Here is a 14,236-nt window from a genome sequence, read left to right on the forward strand (position 1 = left end):
AAAAATATAAATACATTCTGATGAAAATAACAGAAATTTCTATAAAGCGCCCGACCCTTGTTATTGTGGTTTTTACCGTATTAACACTGATGGGGCTATTGAGCTACTTTGGGCTTAGTTACGAGTTGTTACCGAAGTTCTCGAACAACGTAGTATCCATTTCCACCATATATCCCGGAGCTTCACCAAATGAGGTGGAAAACACCGTGACCAAGAAGATTGAGGATGCGGTCTCCTCCATGGAGAACATTAAGAAACTGAACGCAGTATCTTATGAAAGTTTATCCGTGGTAACCATCACCTTAAATGATAAAGCCAATGTGGATTTATCACTAAATGAGGCTCAGCGTAAAGTAAATGCGATCCTTGCAGATCTACCTACAGACGTAAAACCACCATCCCTGAATAAGTTCTCACTGGATGATTTACCGGTAATTACCATGTCGGCATCCGCAAAAATGGACGATGCTGCTTTTTACGACTTAATCGACAAACGTATTGCCCCGATCCTTTCCAGGGTAACAGGGGTAGCACAGGTCAACCTGGTAGGTGGACAGGAACGTGAGATCGTTGTCGGACTTGATGCAGACAGAATACAAGGTTACGGCCTTTCTGTTCCGCAAATTCAGCAAGCTATTCTAACGTCCAACCTCGATTTCCCTACCGGAAGTGTGAAGACTGAAAACCAGGACGTATTGATTCGTTTATCTGGTAAATATAAATCGATAGACGAGTTAAGAAATCTGGTAGTAGCAACCAGCAAAGCCGGAGCACAAATCAGATTAAGTGATGTTGCCGACGTTCAGGATGCGCAGAAAGAGGTAGAGAAAATCGCACGTATCGACAGAAAAGGCGCGATTGCAATTCAGATCATTAAACAATCTGATGCCAATGCCGTAGAGGTGAGTAAGGGAATGCATAAAATTGTAGAAACCCTTCAGAAAGATTATAAAGCCAATGACTTAAAAATGCTGATCGTAAATGACAGTTCCATCTTTACACTGGAATCTGCAGATGCGGTAATCCACGATTTAATCCTTGCGATTATCCTCGTGGCATTTGTGATGTTGTTCTTCCTGCACAGTTTACGTAATGCGGCAATTGTAATGGTATCCATTCCTGCATCCCTGATTGCAACATTTATCGGGATCGGATTATTTGGCTATACCCTGAATCTGATGTCATTACTGGGCCTTTCCCTGGTGGTAGGTATCCTGGTGGATGATGCGATCGTGGTATTGGAGAATATATACAGACACATGGAGATGGGTAAAAACAGGGTTCGCGCGGCATATGATGCCACTTCCGAAATCGGGTTTACCGTAGTTTCCATCACCCTTGTAATTGTGGTGGTGTTCTTCCCGATTGCAGTGAGTTCAGGATTGGTATCCAACATCCTGCGCCAGTTCTGTGTGGTGGTAATTATCGCTACCCTCCTGTCATTGGTCACTTCATTTACCATCGTTCCGTTATTGTCTTCACGCTTCGGTAAACTGGAAAAAATTGAGGGTAAAAATGTATTTGGACGTTTCATCCTTTGGTTCGAAAGTCAGCTGCATAAATTCACGGTTTGGGTAACTGGTATCTTAGAATGGACCTTACACCATAAAGCAATCACCTTAATTGGTGTATTCCTTTTATTACTCAGTTCATGCGGACTAACCATCGGTGGTTTCATTGGAACAGAGTTTTTCCCTAAAAGTGATAAAGGAGAGTTCCTGGTGCAGATAGAACTTCCTAAAGATGCTTCTATTGAGAAAACAAACCAGATCACACAACAGGCAGAAGCTTTCTTAACGAAAAAGAAAGAGATTACACAGCTGATTACTACCGTAGGACAATCAAGTGGTGACTTTGGAGGTACTCAGGCTACGGCTTACAAATCAGAGATCAACGTAAAACTCGTTGAACGTAAAGATCGTGAGGATGAATCCAGTATTTATGCCACTAAAGTTAGTCGCGAGCTGGCCAAATTCCTTGTCGGCGCGAAAGTAAAAACAGTACCGATCAGTATTTTAGGTATTGCTGAAAATGCTCCTATCGATATGGTAGTTATGGGTTCAGACCTGGACAGTGCCATGAAATATGCAGAAGGTGCAATGAAAGTGCTGAGTAAAATCCAGGGTTCTGCGGAGATCAAACTTTCTGTAGAGAAAGGTAGTCCGGAGATCAATGTCCAGGTAGACCGTGATAAAATGGCTGCTTTAGGTTTAACCTTACAAACTGTGGGTACCACCATGCAAACTGCATTTAGTGGAAATACAGATGGTAAATACCGTAAAGGAGAATACGAATACGACATTAACATCCGTTACCAGACTTTCAACCGTAAAGATATTGATGATGTAAGAAACCTTATTTTCATCAATTCATCCGGACAACAGGTAAAACTATCTCAGTTCGCCGATATTAAAGAAGGTGCCGGGCCTAGTCAGCTGGAGCGTAGGGATAAGAGTACTTCGGTTTCTGTAAAAGCACAATCTATCGGTAGGCCAACAGGTACTATCGTAGCCGAGCTACAGGCGAAACTGGAGGAAATGGAGAAAAATGGTCAATTGAAAAAACCCGTAGGTGTAAGTTATGTATGGGCCGGTGACCAGGAGAACCAAAGCGAAGGTTTTGGTACCTTAGGGATCGCCTTAATGGCCTCTATCATCCTGGTATACCTGATCATGGTAGCCTTGTACGACAGCTTTGTTTATCCTTTTGTGGTGATGTTCTCGATTCCGTTATCGGTAATCGGGGCCTTACTTGCACTGGCATTAACCAATAACTCGCTGGGTATCTTTACCATTTTAGGTTTGATCATGTTAATTGGTTTGGTGGCGAAGAATGCGATCATCCTGGTCGATTTCACGAACCAGATGAAAGCAGAAGGAAAGTCAACGCATGAGGCATTAGTACTAGCCAACCATGCCCGTTTACGTCCGATCCTCATGACCACCATTGCCATGGTAATCGGTATGCTTCCAATTGCATTGGCAAGTGGCGCAGGTGCGGAATGGAAAAATGGTCTGGCATGGGTAATCGTGGGTGGATTAACCAGTTCCCTGTTCCTGACGCTGATCGTTGTACCGGTAATGTACCAGGTATTTGACAGCATCTTAGAACGCTTTGGCTTCAATAAAAAAGGCAAAAGTATGGAGGAACTGATTGCAGAACCTTACGACCATAAAGAAGTAAAAGAATACGATCTGGAAGGCGGGCATTAAACCAGCCATCCCTGATCCAATCAAAGAGGAACCCCGTAAAAGGGTTCCTCTTTTTTTATTACAAATTAATGGTCAGAGTTTTGCTATACACAGGTCATGAAACATGTTGTATTGATCTTACTCAGTCTTGGCTGGCTGACCTCAAACGCCCAGCATCCTCCTGTCTTTGAAGGGATGACCATGGATTCTACCATCCTGGAATTAAACGACCTCCCTGTTGAGCTCGTGAAATATAAATATGGATCCGAAAAAATCAGCTTCCTTGCCATTCATGATGATGAAGACACAGGTGTAAAAGCGGCATTCGATTTTATCCGCTTAAACGGGGGAACCATTATCGACTGCCAGTACGGAGGACAAAGGAATTTTGCATTCAGTTACAACGGACAGAATTTTCAGACAGACCCAAACAGCATCTACTCCAGACAAGGTATAACCTTTGGTCTGGAAAAATATGGAAAAACAGATGTAGTGGTATCCGATCAGCTGGAACAGATAGGTAAAGAAATTTTAAACTTTTATCAGCCGGCAAAACTGGGTTATATATTTACGCTTCATAACAATGCAGATGAAGGATTTGGGATTTCCTCCTATCTCCCGGGTGAAGAATTGGAAAGCGTTGCAGACTCGGTACATATTAACCCAATGATGGATCCGGATGACATGATCCTGGTTACCGAAAAAGTGTTATTCAGTAAACTAAAAAAAGAAAATGTGAATGTGGTCCTGCAACACCGGGAAGCAGAAGACGATGGCTCCCTTTCTATTTATGCCATGAAGCACAAAATTCCTTATCTGAACGTGGAAGTACAGCACGGACACCTGGAAGACAATCTGATGTTAATAGAGGCCGGAGTCAGGGCATTGAGAGAAAGCTATCCAGAGCGCATAAAAAAGGCCACAGATTAATCTGCAGCCTTTCTTCATGATCAATAGACAAATGATTACATGTGTATTGCTCTATTTTCAGTTGCCGCCATTGCCGCTTCTTTAATTGCTTCTGTATAAGTTGGGTGAGCATGGCAAATTCTTGCAATGTCTTCTGCTGAAGCACGGAATTCCATTGCTACAACAGCCTCAGCAATCATATCTGCCGCACGTGGGCCAATCATATGAACACCCAGGATTTCATCAGTTTTAGCGTCAGCCAATACTTTTACAAAACCATCAGTATCCATACTTGCTTTCGCACGTCCGCTTGCTTTGAAAGGGAATGACCCTGCTTTATAGGCAGTACCTTTTTCTTTCAGTTGTTCTTCTGTAAATCCTACAGAAGCAACCTCTGGCCAGGTATATACCACTCCCGGGATCAGGTTATAATTGATATGTGGTTTTTGTCCGGCAATAGTTTCCGCAACATACACCCCTTCATCTTCTGCTTTATGTGCAAGCATTGCGCCTTTAATTACATCGCCGATTGCATATACGCCGGGAACAGCAGTTTCCAAATGCTCATTTACCGGAATTTTATTACCACGTTCTTCTGGTGTGATGCCAATATTTTCCAGACCCAGACCAGCAGTATAAGCGGTACGTCCTACAGCAACGATACAATAATCGGCTTCCAGTTTTACCTGTTCTCCTTTTGCATTGTCTGCAGTTACCGTTACTCTTTTACCTTTGGCAGTTGCACCTGTTACTTTATGTCCCATGTAAAACTCCATGCCTAAAGATTTTTTCAACACACGTTGAAGCTCTTTTCCTAAGCCGGCATCCATTGTTCCTATGATAGATGGCATAAACTCAACCACCGATACTTTAGTACCCAGACGTGCATAAACTGACCCCAATTCCAGACCAATTACACCACCACCGATCACGATCATTTCTTTAGGAACTTCTTTGATATTTAAAGCTTCTGTAGAAGTAATGATTCTCTTTTTATCGATTGGTAAAAATGGCAGAGAAGTAGGTTTCGAACCCGAAGCAATGATCACATTTTTTGCAGTCACCGTTTCTGTAGTTCCATCTTCTTTAGTGATTTTTATCGTGTTTTTGTCTACGAATGACCCTACTCCCTGAAAAGAATCAATTTTATTCTTTTTGAAAAGATATTGGATTCCAACCGTATTCTGTGTCACCACATCATCCTTACGTGCAATCATCTGTGGCATATCCACTTTCAGATCTTTAAGGTTGATCCCATGAGTCTGGAAAGTATGTGCCGCATTGTGAAAATGCTCTGAAGAGTCTAACAATGCTTTTGAAGGGATACAACCTACATTTAAGCAGGTTCCGCCAAAAGTTTTATATTTTTCTATCACTGCCGTTTTAAGACCTAGTTGGGCACATCTGATTGCTCCAACATAACCGCCCGGGCCCGAGCCAATAACAACTACATCGTATTGCATATAAAGGATTTTTTTTGTTGCACAAAGTTAATAAACCTAACACTAATAATCGCCCATATTCCAATTCTTTCCTCATCTTTAATGTTACAATGACCAAAATGAGCAGACGTTTTCTGTATATTTAAGCTTCAATAAAAACCGATACCCAACATGACCCGCTTTAAATTTTCCTGGTTAATGACGATCCTGCTTTTTGCAGGTGCTTCAGGCTTCGCCCAGCAATCCGATTCTGCGTATGTACGTGAGAATTACACAAAAATCGAACGCAGTATCCCTATGCGCGATGGTATTAAATTATTTACCGCAATTTATGTCCCCAAAAATAAAGGCAAAAAATATCCCTTTATGATCAACAGGACTCCCTATACCGTTTCTCCTTATGGGGAAGATAAATATAAAACCACCCTTGGCCCATCCCCCTTGTTTTTAAGGGAAGGATTTATTTTCGTCTATCAGGATGTCCGTGGAAAATGGATGAGTGAAGGCGAATTTGTGGATGTCCGCCCTCATCTCGATCAGAAAAAAGGCAAAAAAGACATTGATGAGAGTTCAGACACTTATGACACGATAGACTGGCTCATCAAAAACATTCCGGATAACAATGGCAAAGCAGGGATTTATGGAATCTCTTATCCGGGATTTTATTCCACTGCTGCTCTTCCCGGCGCACATCCCGGATTAAAGGCAGTATCTCCTCAGGCACCCGTTACCGATTGGTTTATGGGTGATGATTTCCATCATAATGGCGCTTTTATGCTCGCAGATGCCTTCAGTTTCTACTCTTCATTTGGTGTTCCAAGACCAAAACCAATTACTCCGGATAAAGGGCCTAAACCTTTTAAATACCCGATCACGGATAATTACCGCTTTTACCTGAGTGTTGGTGCATTGAAAAATGTAAAACAAAAATATTTTGGCGACAGCATTAAATTCTGGGACGACATGATGGCGCACGGCACTTACGATTCCTTCTGGAAAGGAATGAACATCAGACCACATTTAACCGGAATAAAACCAGCTGTACTTGTGGTAGGTGGATTTTTTGATGCAGAAGATGCTTATGGCGCCCTGCATACTTATCAGGCCATAGAAAAACAAAATCCTGCAACTAAGAACAACCTCGTAATGGGCCCATGGTTTCATGGAGGCTGGTCCAGAGGAACAGGCGAAAGCTTTGGCGACATCAGCTTCGGACAGGCAACCAGCACTTGGTACCAGAAAAATCTGGAGTTCCCTTTCTTCATGCAGTACCTGAAAGATGCTCCGGATGCGAAGCTTGCTGAAGCCAACATCTTCCTCACCGGAAGCAATGAATGGAAAGGTTTTGAAACCTGGCCACCAAAGAATACGGAAAATAAAACCTTGTATTTTCAACCGGAAGGCAAACTCAGCTTTCAGAAACCTACAGCTTCAAACAGTTACAATCAATATGAAAGCGACCCGGCCAATCCCGTACCTTATCAGGATGGTGTACAGGCCAGAAGAACAAGGGAATACATGATCGATGACCAGCGTTTTGCTGCCCGCAGGCCGGATGTGCAGGTTTTCCAAACGGAAGTCCTTGAAGAGGATTTCACTTTAGCGGGTCCTGTTAATGCCAATCTTGTGGTTTCGACCTCCGGAACAGATGCCGATTATGTGGTAAAACTAATCGATGTTTATCCGGAAGATGCAGTTCCAATGCAACCTAATCCAAAGAACATCATCATGGGAGGATACCAGATGCTGGTACGTGGAGAGGTGATGCGTGGTAAATTCAGAAACAGTTTTGAGAAACCCGAACCATTTGTACCCGGACAGGTAACGAAAGTCAACTACAGCATTCCTGATGTGGCACATACGTTCAAAAAAGGACACCGGATTATGATTCAGGTTCAAAACTCATGGTTCCCGCTGGTAGACCGCAACCCTCAGAAATTCACAGACATCTACCATGCATCAGACAGTGATTTCCAGAAAGCAATCCATCGCATTTACCATGATGGACAAAATCCTTCATCCGTATCCGTGACGGTATTAAAGCCATAACACCAACCATGAAGAAGACTTTATATTTACTACTGGCCTTGCTGAGCTACACACAGTTCAGCAAGGCCCAGTTGATGACTCCGAAAAATAAATTCAGTCGTGCAGACAGCTTAAGAGGAACTTTAAGCCCTTTGCGCAGTTGTTACGACATCAATTACTACCACCTGGATGTAAAGGTGGATATCGACCAAAAGTACATTAGCGGAAGTAATGAGTTTCAATTTACGGCAACCCTGGATTTCAGCAAGTTACAATTCGACCTCTTCGAAAACCTCCGGGTAGAAAAGGTGGTCTATAAAAACAAGAATGTGCCGTTTAAGCGGGAGTTTAACGCAGTATTTGTTGATTTTCAGCAAAACATCAGCAAAGGCAGTAAGGAAAGCTTTACGGTTTTCTACTCCGGAAATCCCATCATTGCCAAAACCCCGCCATGGGATGGCGGCTTCATTTTCAGCAAGGATAAATCGGGAAACCCATGGGTATCAGTCGCCTGTCAGGGTTTAGGCGCCAGCAGCTGGTGGCCAAACAAAGATCACCAAAGCGATGAGGTAGACAGTATCCTGATCAGCATCAGCGTCCCGAAAGGACTTCAGGAAATATCAAATGGACGTTTAAGAAGCATCGAAGAACGTCCGGACGGATACACCAAATACAATTGGTTTGTAGGTAATCCCATCAACAATTATAATGTCAGTTTTTACATTGGCAAATATGCCCATTGGACAGATCAGTATCAGGGCGAGAAAGGAAAACTTTCTATCGATTACTGGTCTTTGAAAGAAGACAGTACCAAGGCCCGCCCACATTGGGATGCGGATGTCAAGCCGATGCTTAAATCATTTGAACACTGGTTCGGCCCTTACCCTTTTTATGAAGATGGATATAAGCTCGTACAAGCCCCTCATCTGGGCATGGAGCACCAAAGTGCCGTAGCTTATGGAAACCTCTTTAAAATGGGTTATCTGGGCAGGGATCTTTCGGGTACAGGATGGGGAATGAAATTTGATTTCATCACCATTCATGAAAGTGGCCATGAGTGGTTCGGGAACAACATCACCACAAAAGATATTGCCGACATGTGGGTTCATGAAGGTTTCACCAATTATTCTGAAGCCTTATTTACAGAATCCACCCAGGGAAAAGCAGCCGGCTCAGCTTATGTGATCGGGGTAAGAAAAAGTATTGCCAATGATGTTCCGGTCATCGGTACCTATGGCGTCAACCATGAAGGCTCGGGAGATATGTATTACAAAGGGGCAAATCTGGTTCACCTGATCAGGCAGCTCATCAACAACGACGAGCAGTTCAGGGCAATTCTGAGGGGCATGAACAAAACATTTTATCACCAGACAGTAACCACCCAACAGGTAGAAGATTATATCATCAAACAGTCCGGCTTAAAACTAAATAAGGTTTTTGACCAGTATTTAAGAACAACGATGGTTCCTGTCCTGGAATACAAAATTGGGGCTGGAAAGCTCTCTTACCGATGGACTGCCTGTGTCAAAGATTTTGACATGCCATTGAAAGTCACCTTAAAAAACAAAGGCTTTGAAACCATTCATCCTGGTACTCACTGGAAAAGCGAGCCAGTGAGCAAAGAAATCACCAGGGATAACTTCCAGGCGGACCCAAATTTTTATGTTAAAACTAAAAATGTGCAATAATTTTTCATCATTCTGCAACAATCAGGATATAGGTTGCGTCTTATAGGAAACCTTAAACAACATGAAAAAATTTAGCTTAATATTAACATTTGCTTTTTTCGGCCTTGTTGCCATCAGCAAAGCTGAAAACCCAATCAGGATCAGCAGTTCCAGTCTCCGTGATGAAGAAAGAAAAGTAAGCAACTTTACTTCAATCGGCATTGCCGGACCACTTAAAGTTTTTGTCAAAATCGGGAATACTGAAAGTCTGAGATTGGAAGGAGATCAGGAAGGTATAGATGAACTGATCACAGAGGTAAAAAATGGCAGCTTAAACATCAGACCAAAAAAGTCGAACTCCAATAACTGGTTTGGAAGATCAAATTCAAAAATCACTGCCTACATTACAGTAAAGAAATTAACCGCTTTAGCGATGTCCGGCTCAGGAAGTATCGAAGTAGAAAATACCGCTAATGCAGATGAATTTGATGCAGCAATCAGTGGTTCAGGAAGCATCAAAGCAACGATCAATGCGAAGAACCTGCAAGCTGCAATCAGTGGATCAGGAAAACTGATTCTTTCAGGCAAAGCAAAAAAATCAGATGTAGCCATTAGCGGATCCGGAAGTTTCTCTGGCAACAGCCTCTCCTCAGATGAGGTGAATGCACACATCAGTGGTTCAGGAAATATTAACATCAATGCAGAAAAAACAATCAATGCTGCTATCGGAGGATCCGGAAACATCAACTATACCGGAAACCCAACAGTGACCAAAGCTATTGGTGGTTCAGGGAAAGTAAGAAAGATGGACTAGAACATCCAGGATCTACGCTGGAAATAAAGCATAAAAAAAGCCGGACTCCGTTAAGGAGTCCGGCTTTTTTTATGCTTTATATTGACGGTTACACGCCTAAAAGCAATCTTGCAGGATCTTCCAGTAATTGTTTTACCCTTACTAAGAAACCTACAGACTCTCTTCCATCAATGATGCGGTGATCATAAGACAATGCAAGGTACATCATCGGACGAATCACTACTTCACCTTTTTCTGCGATAGGGCGCTCAATGATATTGTGCATACCTAGTATGGCAGATTGTGGTGCATTGATGATTGGTGTAGACATCATTGAACCAAATACCCCACCATTGGTGATCGTAAATGTTCCGCCTGTCATTTCTTCAATTGTCAATTTGCTATCACGTGCTTTAGTAGCCAATTCGATCACTGATTTTTCAATTTGTGCAAGTGTTAAGCTTTCTGCATTTCTGATAATTGGTACAACCAATCCTTTAGGTGCAGAAACAGCGATAGAGATGTCTACGAAATCATTGTAAACCAACTCTTCTCCGTCGATCCTTGCATTTACTGCAGGGAAATCTTTCATCGCCTCACAAACCGCTTTGGTAAAGAAGCTCATAAAGCCTAAACCAACACCATATTTCTCTTTGAACTGGTCTTTATACTTTCCACGAAGATCCATGATCGGTTTCATGTTCACCTCGTTAAAGGTGGTTAACATGGCCGTTTCATTTTTCACTGCTACCAAACGTTTTGCAACGGTTTTACGTAATGGCGACATTTTTTGTCTGCGCTCATTTCTTGCTCCCGCAACCGGGGCAACAACTGGGGCCGCTGCAGGAGCAGCAGCTTTAGGCTGTGCTTTTTCTGCATTTAATGCATCTTCCTTAGTGATTCTTCCGTCCACACCTGTTCCTTTTACAGATCCGGCATCTACGCCTTTTTCTGCAAGGATTTTTCCTGCTGACGGTGATGGAGTACCTGTTGCATAGCTATCTCCAGACTTTTCTGCTACCGGAGCAGGTTTTTTGTCTTCTGTAACAGCAGCTTTTTCCGCTGCAGGTGCTGCAGGCTCTTCTTTAGATTTAGGAGCAGCTCCACCATCTTCAATTTTGCAAACTACTGCACCTATAGCCAATGTATCGCCTTCGCTAGCCACTGTTTTTAAAGTTCCGGCCTGTTCTGCAGTTAATTCAAAAGTTGCTTTATCTGATTCTAACTCAGCAATTACCTCATCCATTTCTACTGCATCCCCATCATTTTTCACCCAACGTGATAAAACAACTTCGGTGATTGACTCGCCTACCGGCGGAACTTTTATTTCTATACTCATAACTGATGTATTATATTTTCTAATCTACATTATAAACTTTACTCACAGACTTTTTAGCAATCTCTTTTTCGGTTTCCGTTACCGGCATTTCGAAAGCTTTTGCCAAAATATACGCTTGCTGATCTGCATGTTGTTTTGCAAAACCTGATGCAGTACTGCTGCTTTCCTTTCTTGAGATCACTTCAATATCATTAAAAGTAGTTTTTCTTAACCTGCGTAGCAAATATGGCCAGGCGCCCATGTTTTCAGGCTCTTCCTGAACCCAAACGGCTTCTTTGGCATTTTTATATTTCTTATATACCGCTTCCATTTGTGCCAGCGGAGTTGGATACAGTTGTTCTACCCTTACAATAGCCACATCTTTGATCTGATCTTTTTGTTGTTTTTCCAACAACTCATAGTAGATCTTACCGCTACAGAACAATACCCTGTTTACCGATGCTGCTTTCACATTTGCATCGTCAATTACTTCCTGGAATTTATTGTCTGTAAACTCTTCTAATTTAGAAACACATAAAGGATGACGTAAAAGACTCTTTGGTGTAAAGACCACTAAAGGCTTTCTGAAATCACGTTTAAACTGTCTGCGGATCGCATGGAAGAAGTTCGCTGGTGTAGTACAATTGGTCACCTGCATGTTGTAATCTGCACAAAGCTCCATAAAACGCTCGATACGTGCAGATGAATGCTCAGGTCCCTGACCTTCATAACCATGAGGCAGTAACATTACCAAACCATTTTCACGTTGCCATTTTGTTTCCGCACTGGCAATATACTGATCTACAACTATCTGTGCACCGTTAAAGAAATCACCAAATTGTGCTTCCCAGATCGTCAGCGCATTAGGGTTAGCCATCGCATAACCATATTCAAAACCAAGTACACCATATTCCGATAAATGCGAATTGTAAATATCGAAAGGAGCTTGCTGATCCGAAACATGAGCCAATGGGATATATTCCTCTTCAGAATCTTCCAGGGTCAGCACCGCATGGCGATGAGAGAAAGTACCTCTTTCCACATCCTGCCCACTTAAACGGACACGTTTTCCTTCTGCAAGCAAAGTACCATAAGCCAGTTGTTCACCCATAGCCCAGTCAAACACATGAGTTGTATTTGCCATTTTGCTACGCTCATCAAAAAGCTTCTCAATTTTCTTGAAGAATTTTTTATCTGAAGGTAGTGTACTGATTCTTTTTGCCACTTCAAGCAAGGTCGTTTTCTTAACCGCTGTATTCGGAGAGGTTTCAAAATCCTTTACTGTTGCAATACGCATATCTGCCCAGGCACCACCGAATTTAACATCCTGATAAGTAGAAGTAATCTCTTTAGCTTCATTCAGGCGTTCCTGCAAAATACCACGGAATTCTTTTTCCATTTCTTTTGCCATGCTGGCTTCCAGCTTACCTTCTTTGATCAGCTGCTGAACATAGATGTCACGCGGGTTGGCATGTTGCTCTATTGCTTTATACAATAAAGGTTGGGTGAACTTAGGTTCATCCGCCTCATTATGTCCGAATCTGCGGTAACATAAAATATCGATGAACACATCGTTTTTATATTTCTGACGGTACTCCATTGCCAGATTGATCGCATAAACCAAAGCCTCTACATCGTCACCATTCACGTGGAACACCGGAGATAAGGTTACTTTAGCAATATCTGTACAATAAGTACTCGAACGTGCATCTTTAAAATTGGTGGTAAAACCAATCTGGTTATTGATGATCAGGTGAATGGTACCTCCGGTTTTGTAACCGTCAAGGCCTGCCATCTGAATCACTTCATATACGATTCCCTGACCGGCAACAGAAGCGTCACCATGGATCAGAATTGGTGCGATACGTGCATCATCACCACCGTATTTAAAATCTATTTTAGACCTGGTCATTCCTTCTACCACTCCATTTACTGTTTCCAGGTGGGATGGGTTAGGGCATAAACTCAGGTGGACACTATTTCCATTATTAGTGGTTACATCGGTAGAGTAACCCAGGTGGTATTTTACGTCACCACCAAAAGGTGATGCTGCGCTATACCCTTTACCTTCAAACTCAGCAAAGATATCCTTATAGGTTTTTTGCATAATGTTGGCCAGAACATTCAGCCTTCCACGATGCGCCATCCCAATCACAAATTCTTCGATTCCAAGCTCAGAACCTTTTTCAATTACAGAATCCAATGCAGGAATTAAAGCCTCTGCACCTTCCAGCGAGAAACGTTTCTGACCAAGGAACTTTGTTCCAAGGAAATTCTCAAAACTTACGGCTTCGTTCAGCTTTTTTAAGATTCTCCGTTTCTCTTCAATAGAGAAATTAGGAGTGTTGCGCACACTTTCCATCTTGTGCTCGATCCAGGACAATACCTCCGGTGTACGGACATATTTGTACTCTGCACCTATGGAGCGGCAGTAAGTCTGTTTTAGGAAAGCAACAATATCACTTAATTTTGCTGCGCCAATACCCAGCTCAATACCTGAATTAAATACGGTATCAAGATCTGCTGCAGATAACTTGAAGTTTTCCAGGTCCAGTGTTGGGAGGTGCTGACGTCTTTCTCTTACCGGGTTGGTATGTGTAAACAAGTGGCCACGCTGACGGTAACCATTGATCATGTTTAAAACACTAACCTCCTTCAGAAAATGTTCAGGGGTTTCCCCTCCTGCTGCTGCCGGAGAAGAGCCACTGCCGAAGTCGAAGCCTTCAAAAAATTTCTGCCAACCAAATTCAACCGAATTGGGATCTTCTTTAAAAGTTTGATAAAGGGACTCTATGTATTCGGCATTTGCGCCGTTGAGATAAGATAAATTATCCATTATGTGTGAATATGCTATAAGTGATGCAAAATTAGGATTTTACCTATTAAAT

Annotated in this window: 8 protein-coding genes; 5 read left to right on the forward strand and 3 right to left on the reverse strand. The window is 42.4% G+C overall.

The window, feature by feature from the left end; all coding sequences use genetic code 11:
• Nucleotides 1–20 precede the first annotated feature (20 nt).
• Nucleotides 21–3,212, forward strand: coding sequence for an efflux RND transporter permease subunit (locus BUC20_RS31295; RefSeq protein WP_073238065.1), 3,192 nt, complete (start codon nucleotides 21–23; stop codon nucleotides 3,210–3,212).
• Between the two features lie 96 nt (nucleotides 3,213–3,308).
• Nucleotides 3,309–4,121 carry a hypothetical protein gene (locus BUC20_RS31300; RefSeq protein ID WP_073238068.1) on the forward strand — a complete coding sequence of 271 codons (813 nt, stop codon included), beginning with the start codon at nucleotides 3,309–3,311 and terminating at the stop codon, nucleotides 4,119–4,121.
• Between the two features lie 35 nt (nucleotides 4,122–4,156).
• Here BUC20_RS31300 and lpdA read toward each other — a convergent pair whose 3' ends face one another.
• Nucleotides 4,157–5,563 (reverse strand): dihydrolipoyl dehydrogenase, encoded by a 1,407-nt coding sequence (gene lpdA / locus BUC20_RS31305; RefSeq protein ID WP_073238071.1) that lies wholly within the window; start codon nucleotides 5,561–5,563, stop codon nucleotides 4,157–4,159.
• Between the two features lie 150 nt (nucleotides 5,564–5,713).
• Between lpdA and BUC20_RS31310 the strand changes: the two genes are divergently transcribed.
• From BUC20_RS31310 to BUC20_RS31320, 3 genes are all read left to right on the forward strand, one after another.
• On the forward strand, nucleotides 5,714–7,591 hold the full coding sequence (locus tag BUC20_RS31310) for a CocE/NonD family hydrolase (protein ID WP_084529455.1): 1,878 nt from the start codon (nucleotides 5,714–5,716) through the stop codon (nucleotides 7,589–7,591).
• 8 nt (nucleotides 7,592–7,599) lie between these two features.
• Complete coding sequence (locus BUC20_RS31315; RefSeq protein ID WP_073238073.1) at nucleotides 7,600–9,258, forward strand: M1 family metallopeptidase; 1,659 nt, start codon at nucleotides 7,600–7,602, stop codon at nucleotides 9,256–9,258.
• Nucleotides 9,259–9,319: 61 nt separating this feature from the next.
• Nucleotides 9,320–10,051 carry a head GIN domain-containing protein gene (locus tag BUC20_RS31320; protein ID WP_073238076.1) on the forward strand — a complete coding sequence of 244 codons (732 nt, stop codon included), beginning with the start codon at nucleotides 9,320–9,322 and terminating at the stop codon, nucleotides 10,049–10,051.
• A gap of 88 nt (nucleotides 10,052–10,139) precedes the next feature.
• Here BUC20_RS31320 and odhB read toward each other — a convergent pair whose 3' ends face one another.
• On the reverse strand, nucleotides 10,140–11,369 hold the full coding sequence (gene odhB / locus BUC20_RS31325) for a 2-oxoglutarate dehydrogenase complex dihydrolipoyllysine-residue succinyltransferase (protein WP_073238079.1): 1,230 nt from the start codon (nucleotides 11,367–11,369) through the stop codon (nucleotides 10,140–10,142).
• A 19-nt stretch (nucleotides 11,370–11,388) separates the two neighbouring features.
• Entirely contained in the window at nucleotides 11,389–14,184 is a 2,796-nt protein-coding gene (locus BUC20_RS31330; protein ID WP_073238082.1) for a 2-oxoglutarate dehydrogenase E1 component, read from the reverse strand.
• Nucleotides 14,185–14,236: the final 52 nt, after the last annotated feature.

The sequence above is a fragment of the Pedobacter caeni genome (assembly GCF_900129215.1).
GTDB classification, from domain to species: domain Bacteria; phylum Bacteroidota; class Bacteroidia; order Sphingobacteriales; family Sphingobacteriaceae; genus Pedobacter; species Pedobacter caeni.

What these genes read in the sequence shown, in the direction of transcription:
- BUC20_RS31320 (WP_073238076.1), top strand. Translation starts at nt 9,320, where the DNA reads ATGAAAAAATTTAGCTTAATATTAACATTTGCTTTTTTCGGCCTTGTT.
- odhB (WP_073238079.1), bottom strand. Translation starts at nt 11,369, where the DNA reads ATGAGTATAGAAATAAAAGTTCCGCCGGTAGGCGAGTCAATCACCGAA.
- BUC20_RS31315 (WP_073238073.1), top strand. Translation starts at nt 7,600, where the DNA reads ATGAAGAAGACTTTATATTTACTACTGGCCTTGCTGAGCTACACACAG.
- BUC20_RS31300 (WP_073238068.1), top strand. Translation starts at nt 3,309, where the DNA reads ATGAAACATGTTGTATTGATCTTACTCAGTCTTGGCTGGCTGACCTCA.
- BUC20_RS31310 (WP_084529455.1), top strand. Translation starts at nt 5,714, where the DNA reads ATGACCCGCTTTAAATTTTCCTGGTTAATGACGATCCTGCTTTTTGCA.
- lpdA (WP_073238071.1), bottom strand. Translation starts at nt 5,563, where the DNA reads ATGCAATACGATGTAGTTGTTATTGGCTCGGGCCCGGGCGGTTATGTT.
- BUC20_RS31295 (WP_073238065.1), top strand. Translation starts at nt 21, where the DNA reads ATGAAAATAACAGAAATTTCTATAAAGCGCCCGACCCTTGTTATTGTG.
- BUC20_RS31330 (WP_073238082.1), bottom strand. Translation starts at nt 14,184, where the DNA reads ATGGATAATTTATCTTATCTCAACGGCGCAAATGCCGAATACATAGAG.